This is a genomic window from Nonomuraea sp. NPDC004186, from assembly GCF_053603495.1.
In genome coordinates this window covers 180881-198481 of record NZ_JBSGFQ010000005.1, presented here as the reverse complement: position 1 = coordinate 198481, position 17601 = coordinate 180881, and the positions used below count along the sequence as shown (strand labels likewise).

Here is a 17601-nt window from a genome sequence, read left to right as displayed (position 1 = left end):
GCTAGAGCGGCGTGACGTAGGCGCCGGAGATGCCCCCGTCCACCAGGAACTCACTACCCGTGATGAACGACGCGTCGTCGCTGGCCAGGAACGCCACCGCCGCCGCGATCTCCGAGGCCTCGGCGAAGCGCCCGACGGGGATGTGCACCAGCCGCCGCTGCGCCCGCTCCGGGTCCTTGGCGAACAGCTCCTGCAGCAGCGGCGTGTTCACCGGCCCGGGGCACAGCGCGTTCACCCTGATGCCCTCCCGGGCGAACTGCACGCCCAGCTCGCGCGACATCGCCAGCACGCCGCCCTTGGACGCCGTGTACGAGATCTGCGAGGTCGCCGACCCCATGACGGCCACGAACGACGCGGTGTTGATGATCGAGCCCTTGCCCTGCCGTCGCATGTACGGGATGGCGTGCTTGCAGCAGAGGTAGACGCTGGTCAGGTTCACCTCCTGGACCCGGCGCCAGGCGTCGATGCCGGTCTCCAGGATCGAGTCGTCGTCGGGCGGCGAGATGCCGGCGTTGTTGAAGGCGATGTCCACGCTGCCGTAGGTGTCGAAGGCGGTCCGGAACATCCTGACGACGTCGTCCTCGTCGGTGACGTCGGCCTTGACGAAGAGGCCGCCGACCTCGTTCGCGGCCTTGACGCCGGCCTCTTCGTCGACGTCCACGCAGACGACCTTGGCGCCCTCCTCGGCGAACCTGCGTGCCGTGGCCAGCCCGATGCCGCTGCCCGCGCCGGTGATGACGGCCACCCGATCCTGCAAACGCTGCACTTTCACTCCCAGGAGATGAAGACGTTCTTGGTCTCGGTGAACGCCGCCAGGGCGTCGGGGCCGAGCTCCCTGCCGAGACCGGACTGCTTGAAGCCGCCGAAGGGGGTCCAGTAGCGGACCGACGAGTGCGAGTTGACCGAGAGAGCGCCCGACTCGACGGCCCTGGCCACGCGTAGCGCCCGCCCGACGTCGCGGGTCCAGATGGAGCCGCTCAGGCCGTACGGGGTGTCGTTCGCGATGCGTACGGCCTCCGCCTCGTCCTCGAAGCGCACCACGGACATGACAGGACCGAAGATCTCCTCGGTGAAGGCCGGGTCGGTGAGCTCCGGCGTCAGCACGGTCGGCGGGAACCAGAAGCCCCTGCCCTCGGGGCAGGATCCCTGCAGGTAGGGGGTGCCCTGGACGAAGCCGCGCACCCGGTCGAGGTGTTCGGCGCTGATCAGCGGGCCCATGTCGGTGCCCTCGTCGAGCGGGTCGCCGACCGTGACGCCCCGCACGGCCGCCGTCAGGCGCTCCATGAACTCGTCGTATACCTCGGCCTGGACGAGGAGGCGGGAGCGGGCGCAGCAGTCCTGGCCCGAGTTGTCGAAGACCGCGTACGGCGCGGTCCTCGCGGCCCTGTCGAGGTCCGCGTCGGCGAAGACGATGTTGGCGGACTTGCCGCCCAGCTCCAGCGTGACCCGCTTGACCTGCCGGGCCGCCTTGGCGGCGATCTCCTTGCCCACCTCGGTCGAGCCGGTGAACACGATCTTCGCCACGCCGGGATGCTCGACGAGCCGGGCCCCCGCGACCTCCCCTGCCCCAGGCAGCACCTGGAGCACCCCCTCGGGGAGGCCCGCGGCGAGGGCCAGCTCCGCCAGCCTCAGCGCGGTCAGCGGGGTCCATTCGGCCGGCTTGACGATCACCGTGTTGCCGGCCGCGAGCGCCGGGGCCACGCCCCAGGTCATGATCACCATGGGGAAGTTCCACGGCACGATGACGCCGACGACGCCCAGCGGCTCCTGGAACGTGATGTCCACGCCGCCCGGCACCGGGATCTGCTTGCCGTGGTTGCGCTCAGGGGCGCCGGCGTAGAAGTGCAGCACGTCGCGGACGTTGCCGGCCTCCCACCGGGCGTTCCCGATCGGGTGCCCGGAGTTGGCCAGCTCCAGCCGCGCCAGCTCCTCGCCGTGCTCGTCCACCAGGCCGGCGAACCTGCGCAGCAGCCGCGCCCGGTCCCCGGGCGACACCTCGCGCCAGGTCGCGTACGCGGCCCTGGCACGCTCCACCGCCCGGTCCACCTCGGCGGCGTCGGCCAGTTCGACGTCGGCCAGGACGTCTTCCGTCGCCGGATTAACGATCTTCATGTGCTTCTTTCACATCCGCTCGAAACCACGGAACAGCTCCCAATCCGTCACCGCCGCGTCGAACGCGGCCAGCTCCACGCGCGCGTTGTTCGCGTAGTGCTCGACCACGTCCTCGCCGAACGTCTCGCGGGCCAGTTTCGACCCCTCGAACAGCGCCAGCGCGTCCCGCAGCGTGTGGGGCACGCTCTCGGCGCCGGAGTCGTAGGCGTTGCCCTCGAACGCGCTCTCCAGCGGCAGCTCGTTGTCGATGCCGTGCAGCCCGGCCGCGATCAGCGCGGACACCGCGAGGTAGGGGTTGACGTCGCCGCCCGGCACCCGGTTCTCCACGCGCAGCGACGGGCCGTGGCCGACGAGCCGGAGCGAGCAGGTGCGGTTGTCCACACCCCACTTGACGGCCGTGGGCGCGAAGCTGCCGGGGACGTAGCGCTTGTAGGAGTTGATGTTGGGGGCGTACAGGAGGGTGAGCTCGCGCAGGCAGGCGAGCTGCCCGGCGATGAAGCGGGCGCCGAGCGGGGAGAGCCCGTACGGCCCGTCGCCCGCCATCACCGGATCCCCGTCGCCGCCGCGCAGCGAGATGTGGATGTGGCAGGAGTTGCCCTCGCGCTGGTTGGGCTTGGCCATGAAGGTGATCGACCTGCCCTCCTGGGCGGCGATCTCCTTCGCGCCGTTCTTGTAGATGACGTGGTGGTCGCAGGTCCTGAGCGCCTCGTCGTAGCGGAAGGCGATCTCGTGCTGGCCCAGGTTGCACTCGCCCTTGGCGGACTCGACGTACAGGCCGGAGCCTTCCATGTTCTGGCGGATCCGCCGCAGCAGCGGCTCGATGCGGGCGGTGCCGAGCAGCGAATAGTCCACGTTGTAGAGGTTGGACGGTGACATGTCCCGGTAGCCGCGCTTCCAGGCGTCCTCGTAGCTGTCCTCGTAGACGATGAACTCCAGCTCGGTGCCCACGTACGCGGCCAGCCCCCGCTCGGCGAGGCGGGCGAGCTGCCTGCGCAGGATCTGCCGGGGCGAGGCGGTCACGTCGCCGCCGCCCTCCCAGGCGAGGTCGGCCATCAGCATGGCGGTCCCCTCGTGCCACGGCACCCTGCGCAGCGTCGCGAGATCCGGCTTCATCACGAAGTCGCCGTAGCCCCGCTCCCAGGACGACATCGCGTAGCCGCCGACGGTGTTCATGTCCACGTCGACGGCGAGCAGGTAGTTACACCCCTCGGAGCCGTGGTGCAGCACCTCTTCGAGGAAATAGCGGGCGGACAGCCGCTTGCCCTGCAGCCTGCCCTGCATGTCGGCGATCGCGAGGAGCACGGTGTCGATGCGCCCGAGCGCCACCTCGTCGCGCAGCTCGCTGACGGAAAGGAACCCGGTGCTCGATCGCTCGCTCACGCTATCCCCGCTCCGATCTGGTCAGAGGCGCTTTCCCGTTGATTGGGCTAGTCTTAGACCATTGATGTGTACGCGGGATCCGTTGTCAAGACCTGAGGACACGTTGGACGAGTCGGCGCGTTTGATGACGTTGTTGCGCCCGGTGCGGGCCGGCAACGCCTTCGAGGAGACGGTGGAACGGCTGCTCCAGGCCATCAAGCTCGGTGTGGTCCCGCCCGGCGACAAGCTCCCGCCGGAGCGCGAGCTGGCCGTGCGGCTCGGCATCAGCCGGGTCACCCTGCGCGAGGCGATCCGCGCGCTGTCGGACGCGGGCTACCTCGATGTGCGGAGGGGCCGCTACGGGGGAGCCTTCGTCACCTACGTTCCCCCCAAACCGGACGCGGGCGAGCTGCGGCAGGTCGTGGCGGAGATGGGCAGCGACGACCTGTCGGACGCGCTCACCTTCCGCCTGGCGGTGGAGTGCGGGGCGGCCCAGGTGCTGGCCGCCTCCCGCCTCGCGGAGGACAGGCGGGAGGTGCTGCTCCGCCGGCTGTCGGAGCTGAACGAGGCCCCGATCGAGGACTACCGCCGCCTCGACACGGCCTTCCACCTGTCCATCGCCGAGCTGACCGGCTCCACCCTGCTCGCCACGGCGTGCGCGGACGCCCGCTCGCGGGTGAGCGACCTGCTGAACGCGATCCCCATGCTCCAGGTCAACCTCGATCATGCCGCGAGCCAGCACCAGGCGATCGTGGACGCCATCCTGGCCGGGGACCCGGACGGGGCCCGCCGGGCGGTGACCGAGCACCTGGAGGGCACAGCTGCCCTTTTGCGGGCCTTTCTCGCTTGACGGTCTAGAAGGTGCAGGGGCCCTCGTACCATCTCTTTCTAGAGTCATGGAGAACTGGTTCGAGCACAACATCGTCGCCACAGGACGGCTGCCGCTGTTCTGTTATTTCGTCACGCTCATCGTGGCGTTCATCGCCACGCGCATCAACGTCCGCCTGATCAGGGCGAAGGTCGGCTGGTTCCGCAACCTGAACGTGGGCGAGATGCACATCCACCACATCGTGTTCGGCGTCGTGCTGATGCTGGTCGGCGGGGTCAGCGGGCTCATCGTGTCCTCCGCCTCGCAGGTCGGCTACGCCGTCGCGGCCTCCATCTTCGGCATCGGGTCGGCGCTCGTGCTGGACGAGTTCGCGCTGATCCTGCACCTGCACGACGTGTACTGGGAGGAGGAGGGGCGCACCTCGGTGGACGCGGTCTTCATCGCGATCGCCGTCACCGGCCTGCTCCTCATCGGCCTACGTCCCCTGACCTGGGACTACGGCACCCTGGTCAACCCCGGCGCGCTCATCGTGGCCAACCTGGCGCTCGCCGTCGTCACCCTGCTCAAGGGCAAGATCTGGACGGGGATGGCCGGCCTGTTCGTGCCGCCGATGCTGGTGGTGGGCGCGCTACGGCTGGCCCGCCCCGGCTCCCCGTGGGCCCGCTGGTTCTTCGCCCAGCGCTCGCCGCGCAAGATGGCCAAGGCCATCCACCGGGAGGAACGGTGGCGGCGGCCGGCGATCAGGGCCAAGATCGCCTTCCAGGAGTTCCTCTCAGGGCGTCACGATCTCCCTTCCACGCGGCGCGGCCGTCGGCACACCTGAGCCGGATGACGGGGACCTCGGCTACGACGACCCGGAGGTGCCGGACACCGACTGACCTCCGGCGATCACCGGGGTGAGCAGCGGGCGTTTGGCGGTGCGGCCGTCGCCGGAGGACCGGCCGCGGAGGCGGCGGCCGATCCACGGGCCGGCGAAGGTGGCCAGCCAGCGCAGCTCCGTCGACGCCGCGCGCCAGGCGCCCGGGGCGGGCAACGGCGTCAGGGGCGACATCCACGTGTCGTCGCTGCCGGGCAGGCCCAGGGCGTGGGCGACGGCGGCGGCGAAGCGGGTGTGCCCGGCCGGGCTCGCGTGCAGCCGGTCGGCGCTCCACATCCGGGCGTCCGTGAAGTCGAGCGGGAACGTGTCCAGCAGCGTGACCCCCGGGCGGGCGGCGGCGGCACGTACACGGGCGTTGAACTCGATCAGCCTGGGCCGGAGCGGGCGGGCCATCGGCGCGATCCTGGCGATGTCGGGGAAGGTCATGGTGACCACGTGCACGCCCTCGGCGGTCAGCCGGACGATCATGTCCTCCACGATGCCCGCCACTATGGCGGCGTCGAAGCCGGGGCGGATGATGTCGTTCATGCCCGCCATGACCGTGACCAGGTCGGGGCGCAGCGCCAGGGCGGCGGGCAGCTGCTCGGCCTGGATCTCGGCCGCCTGGCGGCCGCGGACCGCGAGGTTGGCGTAGAGCAGGTCCGGGTTGGCGGCGGCCAGGTGCTCGGCGAGGCGGTCGGCCCAGCCGCGGTGGCCGGTGACGTCGTCGCCGTCCCCGAGGCCCTCGGTCTGGCTGTCGCCGATGGCGACATAACGCACGTAGGTCATGGCGTCGTCCTCTCCGCGTGGGCCGCGCGTTCGGTCAGGGTCCGGGCGGTCTCCAGGCACCAGTCGCGCATCTCGCGTTCCAGGCGGCAGCCGGCCAGGCAGGACAGGTAGGGGCCGACGTGCTCGCCCCGGCGCAGGAACGTCTCCTCGTCCAGGTCACCGCGTATGCGCAGGAGGGTCTGCTCGAAGAAGGCGAGCCTGACCGCGGCCTCCTCCGCCCGCTCCCGGAGCTGCTCGATCACGGGCCCCGGATCGACGTGGTCCACGGCGTGCACCTTGACGGCGAGGTCGTCGCGGATGAGCAGGGGCTTGGGTGGGGTCGCGGCGAAGGCCGCCAGCTCGGCGGCCCCGGCCTCGGTGACCGTGAACACCCGCTTGTTGGGCCGGCCCGTCTGGACGACCTCCCGCCCCGCGATCAGCCCGTGGGCCTCCAGCTTGGTCAGCTCCGCGTAGAGCTGCTGAGGGGCGGCGTACCAGAAGTTGGAGACGCCGACGTCGAAGATCTTGGTGAGCTGGTAGCCGCTGTACTCGCCGCCGAGCAGGGCCGCCAGCATGGCATGCCTCAGAGCCATGAATAGTCATGTCCATGAGTAGTCATGGACATGACTATAAAGGCATAGATGTACGGACGCTAGAGGGTCGCCACCGAGCGGAGGGCCAGGCCCGCGCCGAGCAGCACCACCATCGCGGCCGTGCCCACCGGGGCCAGGCCCGAGAGCCTGGCGGCCAGGCGGCGGCCCGCCGAGGCGCGCTGTTCCAGGCGGTCCACCAGCTTGACCAGCAGGAGGCCGGTGGCGGTGAGGGTGGCGGCCATCCCGATGCCGTACGCGGTCACCAGCGCCACGCCGAACCAGGTGCGGCCGAGCGCGATGGCGCCGAGGAGCACGACGAGGGCCGACGGGCTGGGGACGAGCCCGCCCGCGATGCCGAGCCCCACCAGCCCTGCCCGTTTCGTCGCCTCCTCGCCGTCGTGACCGTGCCCGTGGCCGTGACCGTGGCCGTGACCGTGGCCATGCCCGTGTCCGTGGCCGTGCGGGGACGTGCCGCGGCGGGCGTTCAGGAGGAGGCGGAAGCCGATGACGGCGATCAGCGCGCCGCTGGCCACCCCCAGCCACGCCAGCACGGACTCGCCCGCCAGCGCCGTGAACGCGCTCAGCAGCAGCCCCACCACCAGCACCCCGACCGTGTGCGTGGCCGTCACCGTCGCGCCCACCACGAGCGCGTCGCGCGGGCGCCCACGCCGTCCGGCCAGGTACGCGGCCATGATGGTCTTGCCGTGCCCGGGGATCAGCGCGTGCCCGGCGCCCAGCACCACGGCCAGCCCGACCGCCAGCAGCCCGAGCGGGAGCGTCAGCGAGTCGGAGCCGATCAGCCCGGCGAACGTCCGGTCCAGGGCGGCCAGCGCGTCCCCGATCGGCCCGCCGATGCCGATCCCGCCGGACACGGTGCCACCGGGAGCGCCGGAGCCGCCCTGGCCGGGCAGGCCCGCGCCGGGCGCGACGGCCATCGTCGCGGTGCGCTGGTCGAGCGGATTCGCCAGCAGATCCCCGGGGTACGCGTGCAGCTCCTTGCTCACGCTCACCGACGGCACCGACGAGCGGACCAGGCGCACCCCGTCGCCCACCGCCGTGATCTCCCGCCAGCCGATCCTGTCCTGCTCGAACCCGTCGGCGAACTCCACGGCCCCCGAGACGCGGACTTCGGCCACGAGCCGGCAGGTCAGCCGGCTGGTCTGGAGACCCCCTTGGCCGGGGGCGTAGGCGAAGGCGGCGCCGGCCACCCGCCACGGCACCGTCCGGCCCGCCACCGTGATCCGCTGGGCGGCGGCCAGCGCGCCGCAGCGGCGGGTCGCGTACGAGGCGTCCACCTGCGGCTTGGCCTGCAGCGTGGGCAGCTCGGCCGCGTCCACGACGGCGAGGTTGCGCACGTCGGAGGGCGAGATCCGCAGCCCGTTGTAGTGGTTGACGGTGAAGTTGCCCAGCGGGTGCATGGCCACGGGCGCGGCCTTGGCCGCGGCGACCAGGACGACGCTCAGGCCCAGCGACAGCACCAGGCCCATCGCGACGGACAGCAGGCCGAGCCGGATGACTCTCATGAGAACCTCGCCAGTGCGGACAGTGTCGGGTCGAAGCCGGCGTCCACCTTGACGGACCGGCCCAGCGCCTGCTCGATCTTGGCGCGGTGGTACTTCAGCAGCGGGTTCTGCCAGCCGGTCGCCGTGGCCTTCTTGGCGTACGGCAGCGCCTCGGCCGGCTTGCCCGCCTTGAACAGGGCCCAGGCGAGGGCGTCGGCGGCGACGAGGTTCGGGTTGCGCGCGTACTCGGCCCTGGCGTGCTCGACCGCCAGCGCCGGGTCTCCGTGGTCGGCCTCGAACTCGGCCCAGGTCAGGTCGTCACGCACGCCCGCGGCCTGGAACAGCTTGCGCTGCGCCTTCAGCAGGGTCCAGTCGGCGGGCCGGCCCGCCTTGATCCGGGTCTCGCCCTGCTCGATCAGGTATTGGGGGAGCGGGAGGCGTTCGACGACGCTCTGGTAGAGGCCGAGCGCCTCGGTCAGCCGGCCGCTCAGCGCGGCGGTCCTGGCCTGGCCCGCGAGCGCCGGGGTGTAGCCGGGGTAGGCCTGCAGGGCCTTGGCGTACCAGCCGGCCGCCGTGGCCAGGTCGCCGGAGTGGAGGGCCAGCTCGCCCAGGTAGTAGCGGGCGTAGGCGAGGTCGGCCGGCTGCCACGCGTCGTTCTGCGCCATTTCGAGGTACTTGCGGGCTCCGGCCCTGTCACCGCGCAGCTCGGCCGCGTACGAGGCGCGGGCGAAGGCCGCCACTCCGGGCCGCAGGCCCAGCATCTCGTCCACGGCCCGCCGCGCCCCGCGCAGGTCCCCGAGCTGGGTCCGCGCGTCGGCCAGCACGCCGTAGGCCGGGGCGCCGTACGGGTTGACATCGATCGCACGCTCGGCCAGCCGCACCGCCTCGGCGAAGTCGTGGCGCCCGGCGGCCAGCGCCGCCTGGCCGGTGAGCACCGCGTCGTCCTCGGCCCTCAGCTTGGCGGCCGTGGTGATCGCGCCCTCCGCCTTCGTGTAGTACGACGGGTCGCCGGTGATCCTGGCCTGGTCGACGTACTGGGAGGCGAGCTGGGCCCAGCCGCGGTAGTCGCCCGGCAGGCGCTTGAGCCGATCCTGCAGCGTCTCGGTGAACGGCTTGTCCGCCACCGGCCCCGGCGCGGGCGCCGCCGAGAACGAGAGGATCGTGAAGGTCATGGCCCCGATGAGGGCAAGCCCGGCGAATATCACGAAGGCACGCATGTCCAAGGCTCCAGGGTGCTGGGGAGTTGGCCGGCCGGCCGTGACGGGGAGCACGGCCGGCCGGCCTCATGTCGGCGGCAGACGGTGGGAGAAGGGTGGTCTGCCGCCGGTGGCTGACCGGCCCGCTTGGAGAGGGAGCAGGCCGGTCGGGGAGTCAGCGCTGGTTCACCGCGACATTGCCGGGCAGCGGGATGTAGGGGAACGACTGGAGGATCGGCTTGTCGTTCCTGTCCACCTTGTCCGTCAGCCCGGGCACGAGCTTGCCGGTCACCGCGGCGCCGGCCACGGCCTGCAGCTCGATGTCCACGACGTCGTCGATGAGACGGCGGCCGTTCGGGAACCCCTGGAGGTCACCGGCCAGCACGCCGAGGCGGTTCGGGTCCTTCGCGGGCGGGATCGCCATGTTCAGCCGCAGCATCTCGGAGGGGCGCAGCTTGCCCGCGTCCTTGTTGAGCACCTGCGAGTTGAGGTCGGCCTTGATCGGGCCGTTCTGCTTGGCGATGCCGGTCAGGAAGATCTCGACCAGGTCGTTGCGCGGGGTCGCGGGGGCCTTGATGCCGTAGATGGCCTCCAGCAGCCTGGCCACCTCGGGGTCGATGACCCGCTTGACCAGCGGCGCCACATCGGCGTCCTTCTCCGGGGGCAGGGCGTTGAAGGCGTCCTTGAGCCCGGCGGGCGAGACGACCTCGTTCACCAGCGGGTTGCACAGGCGCGAGACCTGCACGTACCTGCTGCCGTTGAACTTGTCGGTGGTCGAGCAGACGCCGATCACCGGGTTGCGCTTGACGTCGCCCTTGAGCGCCAGCTCGGAGGAGGGCACCTGGAGGGCCACGCTGTTCACGTTGTAGCCCCGGGTGGTGTCCTGGCCGACCTCGGACAGGTTGCCGCCATAGAGCAGGTCGAACACGCGCAGGTCCAGGAAGAACGCCTCGTCCGCCTGGCCGGCGAACGACTTGCCGCCGCCGGGCAGGCTCTTGATGGACTGGGCGCGCAGGGTGCCGTAGTCGGGCATCGAGGCCGGGCCGACGTTGCTCGGCGCGACGATGCCGTCGCCGACCAGCGTCCGGGTGCCGCTGGGAGTGATCTTCCTGAGCGTGTAGCGCTGGCGGAAGAGCAGGTTCGGGTCGTCGAGCGAGGTGACGGGGCCGTTGTTGTACAGGAACGTGGTGTTGCCGCGCTTGTCCTCGTTGCGGAACGTCCACTCGTACGTGATGTCGGGCCTGGCGTCGCCGTCGTTGTCGATCTTTATGTTGTAGCGGGACTTGGTGGCGAACGGGTAGAAGTTCGGGCCGCCGTGGGGCTCCTCGAACGGGATCCAGTTGGCCAGCAGGGTCACCGTGTCGGCCTTGTCAGGGCTCACGAACGCGTACACGTCCGTGTTGTCGTGCTGGGGGTCGCCCGCGATCATGGGAGCCTCGCGGTGCGAGGAAGCGATGCCGGAGTCGGTGCGGAGCACGGCCAACGACGACGCGGCGACAGCTGCGGCGAGGCCAAGTCCGACTAGAGCGCGCCGGTTGATCCGGAGCTCCATTTTCGGTCCTTTCGGAAGGGCTGATCGTTTACTGCGAGGTTCCGGCCGGGTTCCTCGACGCCCTATTCGTCCGCCGGACGCTTCCGGATGTCGTCTCCTCCTCAAGAATGAGGGTCAACGAAAGTTGACATACTTAAGTCGTCAATCTAGGTTGACCCTGTCGAAGTGGTGCGGATCGCGCGGTCCCGTTCGTTAGAGCAAGTCGAGACATGTCGTGGAAGGAGATGTGGTGGTCAAGGAGTTGCTCTCCCACGTCCGCCCGCACCGGAAGATCCTGATCCTGGGCGGATTACTGGGCTTGATCGGCTCGGCGGCGGGTCTCGCCATGCCGTTGCTGGCCAAATACGTCGTGGACGCGTTCGGCGAGACCGGCTCGATGGCCGGGCCGTTGCTGGGGCTGACCGCGGCGGTGCTGATCGGCGCGGTCGTGTCGGCCGCCGGAAGCTATCTGATGGAGCGCACGGGCGAGGGCATCGTGCTCGGTGCCCGGCGCAAGCTCGTCGACCGGATGCTGAGGCTCAAGGTCGCCGACGTGGACCGGCTCAAGCCCGGCGACCTGCTGTCGCGGGTGACGGGTGACACGACCTTGCTGCGGGCCGTGCTGACCAACGGGATCGTCGAGTCCGTCAGCGCCACGTTCATGCTGGTCGGGGCGATCATCATGATGGCGACCATGGACGGCGTGCTGCTGCTGGTCACGCTGCTCGTGGTGGTGGTGATCGGCGGGCTCGTCGCGCTGATCATGCCGAGGATCCAGCGGGCGCAGACCCATGCCCAGGAGGCCGTGGGCGAGATGGGGGCCGTGCTGGACCGGGCGCTGCAGGCGTACCGGACCGTCAAGGCCAGCGGCGCGGAGGAGCGGGAGATCGCGGTGGTGGGCGACGCGGCGGTACGCGCCCGCGACCGGGGGCTGCAGGTCGCCGGGTGGACGTCGCTCGCGGGAGTGGCGACGTGGATGGCGGTGCAGATCGCGTTCCTCGCGGTGCTGGCCGTCGGCGGGGCCCGGGTCGCGTCGGGGACGCTGGAGGTGTCGTCGCTGATCGCGTTCCTGCTGTACCTGTTCTACCTGGTGCCGCCGATCGGGCAGCTCGTCCAGGGCGGCGTCCAGCTCCAGCAGGGGCTGGCCGCGATGAAGCGGATCAAGGAGATCGAGGACCTGCCCGCGGAGCCGGTCGGCGCCGCCGTCGCGGGGGCCTCCGAACCGGTCGGGGTGACGTTCCGGGACGTGGTCTTCAAGTACGGCGACGACCGGCCGACCGTGCACGACGGGGTCACCTTCGAGGTGCCGCCCGGCGGGCTGACCGCGCTGGTGGGGCCGTCGGGCGCGGGCAAGTCGACGGTGTTCGCGCTGATCGAGCGCTTCTACGACCACCAGAAGGGGCTCATCGCCATCGGTGGGCGCGACATCCGCGACTGGCCGCTGGGCGAGCTGCGGGCCGCCCTCGGGTACGTCGAGCAGGACGCCCCCGTGCTGGCCGGCACCCTCCGGGAGAACCTGCTCTTCGCCGCCCAGGACGCCACCGAGGACGAGCTGCGCCGGGCCGTCGCCCGCACCAGGCTCGACGACCTGGTGGACAGGCTGCCCGAAGGGCTGGAGACGCCGGTCGGGCACCGCGGCGTGCTGCTGTCGGGCGGCGAGCGCCAGCGCGTCGCCATCGCCAGGGCGCTGCTGCGCAGGCCCCGGCTGCTGCTGCTCGACGAGGCCACCTCCCAGCTCGACGCGGTCAACGAGCTGCGGCTGCGCGAGGTCATCGCCGAGGTGGCCACGGAGACGACCGTGCTGGTGATCGCCCACCGGCTGTCCACCGTGACGAACGCGGACCGGATCGTGGTCATGGAAGGGGGTGGCGTACGGGCGATCGGGACGCACGACTCGCTGGTCGGGGAGGACGAGCTCTACCGGGAGCTGGCGGCCACCCAGTTCCTCGTCAGCTAATCCATGTACTCTGCGGGTGACATATGTGAATGTTTTCATTCAGGAGGGTCACGATGAGCCGCAGCGTGCGCGCGCCGCGAGGCACGACGATCACCGCCAAGGGGTGGCCGCAGGAGGCGGCGCTCCGCATGTTCCAGAACAACCTGGACCCGGAGGTCGCCGAGCACCCCGAGCAGCTGGTCGTCTACGGCGGCTCGGGCAAGGCCGCGCGTGACTGGGCGTCGTTCGACGCGATGGTCAGGACGCTGACGACGCTCGAGGGCGACGAGACCCTCCTGGTCCAGTCGGGGCGCCCGGTGGGCGTGTTCCGCACCCACGAGTGGGCGCCCCGGGTGCTCATCGCCAACTCCAACCTCGTGCCCGACTGGGCCAACTGGGAGGAGTTCCGGCGGCTGGAGGCGGCCGGGCTCACCATGTACGGGCAGATGACCGCCGGGTCGTGGATCTACATCGGCACGCAGGGCATCCTGCAGGGGACGTACGAGACGTTCGCGGCCGTGGCGGCCAAGCGCTTCGGCGGGTCGCTCGCCGGGACGATCACGCTGACGGCCGGGCTCGGAGGGATGGGCGGAGCCCAGCCCTTGGCCGTCACCATGAACGGCGGGGTGGCGATCTGCCTCGACTGCGACCCGCGCTCGGTCACCCGGCGGATCGAGCACCGCTACCTCGACGTGGAGGCGTCGTCGCTGGACGAGGCGCTGCGGCTGGCGTACGCGGCGCGCGACGAGCGCCGTCCCCTGTCCATCGGGGTCGTCGCGAACGCCGCGGAGGCCGTGCCCGACCTGCTCGCCCGCGGGGCCGAGATCGACATCGTCACCGACCAGACCTCGGCGCACGACCCCCTGATGTACCTGCCTCTGGGGATCGCCTTCGAGGACATGGCCTCGGAGCGGGACAAGGACCCGGCCGGCTTCACCGAGCGGGCCCGGACCTCGATGGCGCGACACGTGGAGGCGATGGTCGGGTTCAAGGACGCCGGGGCGGAGGTGTTCGACTACGGCAACTCCATCAGGGGCGAGGCGCAGCTGGCCGGCTACGGGCGGGCCTTCGACTTCCCGGGGTTCGTGCCCGCGTACATCAGGCCGCTGTTCTGCGAGGGCAAGGGCCCGTTCCGGTGGGCCGCCCTGAGCGGGGACCCCGCCGACATCGCCGCGACCGACCGGGCCATCCTGGAGCTCTTCCCGGAGAACGAGGGACTCGCCCGGTGGATCAGGAAGGCCGGGGAGAAGGTCCACTTCCAGGGGCTGCCCGCGCGGATCTGCTGGCTCGGGTACGGCGAGCGGAACGTCGCGGGGGAGCGCTTCAACGACATGGTGGCCTCGGGCGAGCTGCAGGCGCCCATCGTGATCGGGCGCGACCACCTCGACAGCGGCTCCGTGGCCTCGCCGTATCGCGAGACGGAGGCCATGGCGGACGGGTCGGACGCGATCGCTGACTGGCCCCTGCTGAACGCCATGCTCAACACGGCCTCGGGGGCCGCCTGGGTGTCCATCCACCACGGGGGCGGGGTCGGGATCGGGCGGTCCATCCACGCCGGCCAGGTGACGGTGGCCGACGGGACCGCGCTGGCGGGGGAGAAGCTCAACCGCGTGCTGACCAACGACCCTGGGACGGGGGTCATGCGGCACGTGGACGCGGGCTATGAGGAGGCCGCCGACGTGGCCGCCGCCCGCGGCGTCCGCATCCCGATGCGCGAATCCTGACCCACCGCGCTTCCGCCACCCATCTGGTGGGGGTCGTGAGGGTGGTGGGATGAGAATGCGGGGTGGGAAGCGTTGGAGGTGGCGTGGCGGACGGATATCACGGTGGGCTGAGCGTGCTGCTGGATGGCCGGAGGCTGTCGCCCGTGCAGCGGAGGATCGCGCATTACCTCACCGAGCATCTCGATGAGGCGATCTTCCTGTCCAGCGTGGAGCTGGCCGAGCGGGCCGGGGTGAGCCAGCCGTCCGTGACCCGGTTCGCGATGGTGCTGGGATTCGCCGGATACCCCGAGCTGCGGCAGGCTCTGCGCCCGCTCGTGCTGGGCGGCGCGACGGTGGCGGAGCCGCAGGAGAGCCTGCTGCGCGGGGCCATCGAGTGTGAGATCCGCAACCTCGCGATCGTCAGGGAGCGGCTGCCGGCCTTCCCGCTCAAGGAGCTCGGCGAGCAGCTGGCCGCCACCGAGCCGCTGCCCGTCGTGGGGCTGCGGGTCTCCTGCGGGCTGGCCACCACCTTCGCCTACTACGCCCGCCGCATCCATCCCGACGTGCGGCTGCTCACGCACGGCGGGTCGGAGCTGGTCGACGGGCTGCACGCGGCCCGCAGGGCGGGCGCGGAGTGGGTGGTGGCCGTGGTCCTGCCGAGGTATCCGGCGGAGGCCGTGCAGGCGCTGGAGTACGCGGAGAAGATGGGGCTGCGGGTGGCGGCCATAACGGATAAGTCGGATTTTCCGGCAGAGGTCGTGCTGGACGCCCCCGTCGGCGACCGGCTCGTGTTCGACTCGCACGCGGCGCCGCTCGCCCTGGCCATGGCCCTGGTCGAGGCCATGGCCGACGCGGCGCCGCTACGCACCCAGGCCAGGCTCGAGGAGTACGAGCGGATGACCGACGAGACCGGTACGTTCCTACCCGGCGATCCTGCGTAGCGAGCGCATCGACCAGATCGTGGTGAGCAGTGCCAGCACGATGAACACCGCGAACGCGATCGGGATCGACGGGTCCGACAACCGCCCGGCGAACAGCGCCCGCCCCGCCTCGACCGCGTGGTAGAGCGGGTTGATCGGGGCGAGCGTCTGCATCCAGCCGGGCGCGAACGAGATCGGGATGAACAGCCCGGCCAGCAGCATGATCGGCAGCATGAAGAGGTTGAGCGTCTGCGACATGCCGTTCTCGTCGCGTACGGTCAGCGCCAGCCCCTGGGACAGCCCCGAGGCGAACAGCCCGGTGGCGGCCATGAGCAGCAGCACCAGCAGCAGTTCGACGGCCCCGATGCGCACGCCCATCGCGATGGCCACGACGAGCACGAGGATCGCCTGGCACACCAGCACGACCATGTCCTTGGCCACCCGCCCGAGGACGATGGCCGGGCGCCAGGCGGGGCTGACGGCGTACCGTTCGAGCGAGCCGTTGCGCAGGTCGGCGATCAGCCCGAACCCCGAGAACAGCGCCCCGAAGACCGCGATCATCATCATCGACGCCGGCGTGAACATGCGCAGCGCGTCCACCGTCGAGCCGCCCGGCGTCAGCGACTTCAGCAGCGGCGCGAACATGAGCAGGTACAGCACCGGCTGCATGATGCCGAACAGCGGCCAGATCGGGTTGCTGAACGACTTCTTCAGCTCGTAGCCGGTGAACAGGACGGTGTGGCGGATCATGAGGCGGCTCCGGTGTCGCGGAGGGAACGGCCGGTCTTGGCCAGGAAGACGTCGTCGAGCGTGGAGCGGTCGAGCGCGATCGAGCTCAGCCCCAGCCCCTGCTCCTCAAGGGCCCGCAGCAGCGCGGGCAGCGTGTGCTCGCCGTCGTCGACGTAGACGCGCAGCAGGTCCTCGTCGACGCGGGTCTCGCGGGCGTACGGCTTGAGCGTGTCCGCGGCCCGCTCCGGGTCGTCCACCCTGAGCGTGATCACGTCGCCGGAGACCTCCCGCTTGAGATCCCCGGGGGTGCCCTCGGCCACGACCAGGCCGTGGTCGACGATCATGAGGCGGTCGCACAGCGCGTCGGCCTCGTCGAGGTAGTGGGTGCTGAGCAGCACGCTCGTTCCGGCCTCGCGCAGCTGCCTGATGCGGTCCCAGAGGTTGGCGCGGTTCTGCGGGTCGAGGCCGGTGGTGGGCTCGTCGAGGAAGAGCAGCGGCGGGTTGTGCACCAGCCCGATCGCGATGGCCACGCGCCGCTTCTGCCCGCCCGACAGGGTACGGCCGGGGCGGTCGGCCATCTCGGTCAGGTCGAAGCGCTCCAGCACCTCCGCGGTGGCCTGCTTCGGGTCGGCCATGGCGTGGATCTTGGCGGCCATCATGATCTGGGCCCTGGCGCTCGTGGTGTCCTCGACACCCCCGGCCTGGCTCACGTACCCGAGCTTGCGCCGGACGGCGCTCGGCTCCTTGAGCAGGTCGTGGCCCGCGACGGTGGCCGTGCCCGCGTCGGGGGCGATCAGCGTGGAGAGCATCCTGATCGTGGTGGTCTTGCCGGCCCCGTTGGGGCCGAGCACGCCGAAGATCTCGCCTTGCGCGACCTCGAGGTCCACCCCGCGGACGGCCTCGACGGTCTGCGTGCCCTTCCTGCTCCTGGTGGTGAACGTCTTTCGCAGGCCCTGCGCCTGAATGATCATTGGGGGGTTCAGCTCCTTAGGGCAATTCGTCGGCCTCAACCCGTTCGATGGCCATCTCGACCCAGTCGAGCTGGGCCTGGACCATGGCTCTGTTGAGGCGGAGGTTCTCGTCGATGTGCTGGGGAGCGCCGTAGCGCTGCTTGGCGCCGACGGCATGTCCAAGGATCTCGACGCTCATTCTGAGCTGCTGCATCCTCGCATACAGCGCCTGCAGAATCTCCTGCTTTTCCAGCCGATCCATGAACGTCAGCGCCACCTGGAACGGGTCGACGATGGGCTTGATCTCGTGCCAGGCGGTCAGCAGCATCCGGTGGAACTCTTCGCGGCCGTGCGCGGTCAGCTCGTAGACGACCTTGCCGCCCTTGCCCGCCTCGACGACGGCCAGGAGTCCTTCGTCGGCCATCTTGCTCAGCCCGTGGTAGATCGACCCGAAGGCGACGTTCGCCCATTGGTCGGCGCCCATCACCTCCAGCCGCCGCCGGACCCCGTAGCCGTTCATGGGGCCGTCGAGCAGAGCGCCGAGGATGAGGATGCGCGTCGAAGCAGACATGGGTACAAGTTTGTATTCAAATTTGAGCATCCGTCAACATCAATAA

General features: G+C 70.7%; 16 protein-coding genes. 5 read left to right on the top strand and 11 right to left on the bottom strand.

The genetic code is table 11. From position 1 onward, the window contains the following. Nucleotide 1 precedes the first annotated feature (1 nt). The 3 genes from ACWEPL_RS06240 to ACWEPL_RS06230 are packed head-to-tail and all read right to left on the bottom strand — an operon-like array spanning nucleotide 2 to nucleotide 3492. Complete coding sequence (locus ACWEPL_RS06240) at nucleotides 2–766, bottom strand: 3-oxoacyl-ACP reductase (protein WP_350730157.1); 765 nt, start codon at nucleotides 764–766, stop codon at nucleotides 2–4. A 2-nt stretch (nucleotides 767–768) separates the two neighbouring features. After that, nucleotides 769–2112, bottom strand: coding sequence for an aldehyde dehydrogenase family protein (locus ACWEPL_RS06235; protein ID WP_363962851.1), 1344 nt, complete (start codon nucleotides 2110–2112; stop codon nucleotides 769–771). Between the two features lie 9 nt (nucleotides 2113–2121). Beyond that, nucleotides 2122–3492, bottom strand: coding sequence for a glutamine synthetase family protein (locus tag ACWEPL_RS06230; protein ID WP_363962852.1), 1371 nt, complete (start codon nucleotides 3490–3492; stop codon nucleotides 2122–2124). A gap of 124 nt (nucleotides 3493–3616) precedes the next feature. Here ACWEPL_RS06230 and ACWEPL_RS06225 point away from each other — a divergent pair, with 124 nt between their 5' ends. Together ACWEPL_RS06225 and ACWEPL_RS06220 are read left to right on the top strand one after the other, a co-directional pair. Then, nucleotides 3617–4321: a FadR/GntR family transcriptional regulator gene (locus tag ACWEPL_RS06225; protein WP_452435372.1), complete on the top strand. Its 705-nt coding sequence runs from the start codon at nucleotides 3617–3619 to the stop codon at nucleotides 4319–4321. 46 nt (nucleotides 4322–4367) lie between these two features. Beyond that, the gene (locus tag ACWEPL_RS06220; RefSeq protein WP_355207214.1) at nucleotides 4368–5123 is read left to right on the top strand and encodes a hypothetical protein; all 756 of its coding nucleotides are present in this window, start codon (nucleotides 4368–4370) and stop codon (nucleotides 5121–5123) included. A gap of 21 nt (nucleotides 5124–5144) precedes the next feature. Here the strand turns inward: ACWEPL_RS06220 and ACWEPL_RS06215 are convergent, their stop codons facing one another. The 5 genes from ACWEPL_RS06215 to ACWEPL_RS06195 all read right to left on the bottom strand — a co-directional run bounded on the left by ACWEPL_RS06215 (nucleotide 5145) and on the right by ACWEPL_RS06195 (nucleotide 10767). Next, complete coding sequence (locus tag ACWEPL_RS06215) at nucleotides 5145–5945, bottom strand: SGNH/GDSL hydrolase family protein (RefSeq protein WP_452435371.1); 801 nt, start codon at nucleotides 5943–5945, stop codon at nucleotides 5145–5147. Beyond that, nucleotides 5942–6517 (bottom strand): PadR family transcriptional regulator, encoded by a 576-nt coding sequence (locus tag ACWEPL_RS06210; RefSeq protein ID WP_452435370.1) that lies wholly within the window; start codon nucleotides 6515–6517, stop codon nucleotides 5942–5944. Before ACWEPL_RS06210 ends, ACWEPL_RS06215 begins: the two co-directional genes overlap by 4 nt. 59 nt (nucleotides 6518–6576) lie before the next feature. Further along, nucleotides 6577–8040 (bottom strand): nickel/cobalt transporter, encoded by a 1464-nt coding sequence (locus ACWEPL_RS06205; RefSeq protein WP_452435369.1) that lies wholly within the window; start codon nucleotides 8038–8040, stop codon nucleotides 6577–6579. Next, entirely contained in the window at nucleotides 8037–9236 is a 1200-nt protein-coding gene (locus tag ACWEPL_RS06200; RefSeq protein ID WP_363962857.1) for a tetratricopeptide repeat protein, read from the bottom strand. The genes ACWEPL_RS06205 and ACWEPL_RS06200 overlap by 4 nt, the downstream gene beginning before the upstream one ends. 154 nt (nucleotides 9237–9390) lie before the next feature. Then, the gene (locus ACWEPL_RS06195; protein WP_350730171.1) at nucleotides 9391–10767 is read right to left on the bottom strand and encodes a DUF4331 domain-containing protein; all 1377 of its coding nucleotides are present in this window, start codon (nucleotides 10765–10767) and stop codon (nucleotides 9391–9393) included. A 229-nt stretch (nucleotides 10768–10996) separates the two neighbouring features. Here ACWEPL_RS06195 and ACWEPL_RS06190 point away from each other — a divergent pair, with 229 nt between their 5' ends. From ACWEPL_RS06190 to ACWEPL_RS06180, 3 genes are all read left to right on the top strand, one after another. Then, nucleotides 10997–12703, top strand: coding sequence for an ABC transporter ATP-binding protein (locus ACWEPL_RS06190; protein WP_452435368.1), 1707 nt, complete (start codon nucleotides 10997–10999; stop codon nucleotides 12701–12703). Nucleotides 12704–12756: 53 nt separating this feature from the next. Then, the gene (gene hutU, locus ACWEPL_RS06185; protein ID WP_452435367.1) at nucleotides 12757–14406 is read left to right on the top strand and encodes a urocanate hydratase; all 1650 of its coding nucleotides are present in this window, start codon (nucleotides 12757–12759) and stop codon (nucleotides 14404–14406) included. Between the two features lie 83 nt (nucleotides 14407–14489). Next, nucleotides 14490–15326, top strand: a complete 837-nt coding sequence (locus ACWEPL_RS06180) for a MurR/RpiR family transcriptional regulator (RefSeq protein WP_363962859.1) — start codon at nucleotides 14490–14492, stop codon at nucleotides 15324–15326. Here ACWEPL_RS06180 and ACWEPL_RS06175 read toward each other — a convergent pair. Genes ACWEPL_RS06175 through ACWEPL_RS06165 form a run of 3 tightly spaced genes read right to left on the bottom strand, consistent with a single transcriptional unit; the run spans nucleotide 15306 to nucleotide 17555 of the window. After that, nucleotides 15306–16055, bottom strand: coding sequence for an ABC transporter permease (locus tag ACWEPL_RS06175; protein WP_452435366.1), 750 nt, complete (start codon nucleotides 16053–16055; stop codon nucleotides 15306–15308). The two genes, ACWEPL_RS06180 and ACWEPL_RS06175, sit on opposite strands and share 21 nt — an antisense overlap. Then, nucleotides 16052–17005, bottom strand: a complete 954-nt coding sequence (locus tag ACWEPL_RS06170; protein ID WP_452435365.1) for an ATP-binding cassette domain-containing protein — start codon at nucleotides 17003–17005, stop codon at nucleotides 16052–16054. The genes ACWEPL_RS06175 and ACWEPL_RS06170 overlap by 4 nt, the downstream gene beginning before the upstream one ends. Nucleotides 17006–17021: 16 nt before the next feature. Beyond that, complete coding sequence (locus ACWEPL_RS06165) at nucleotides 17022–17555, bottom strand: PadR family transcriptional regulator (RefSeq protein WP_452435364.1); 534 nt, start codon at nucleotides 17553–17555, stop codon at nucleotides 17022–17024. Between the last annotated feature and the right edge of the window lie 46 nt (nucleotides 17556–17601).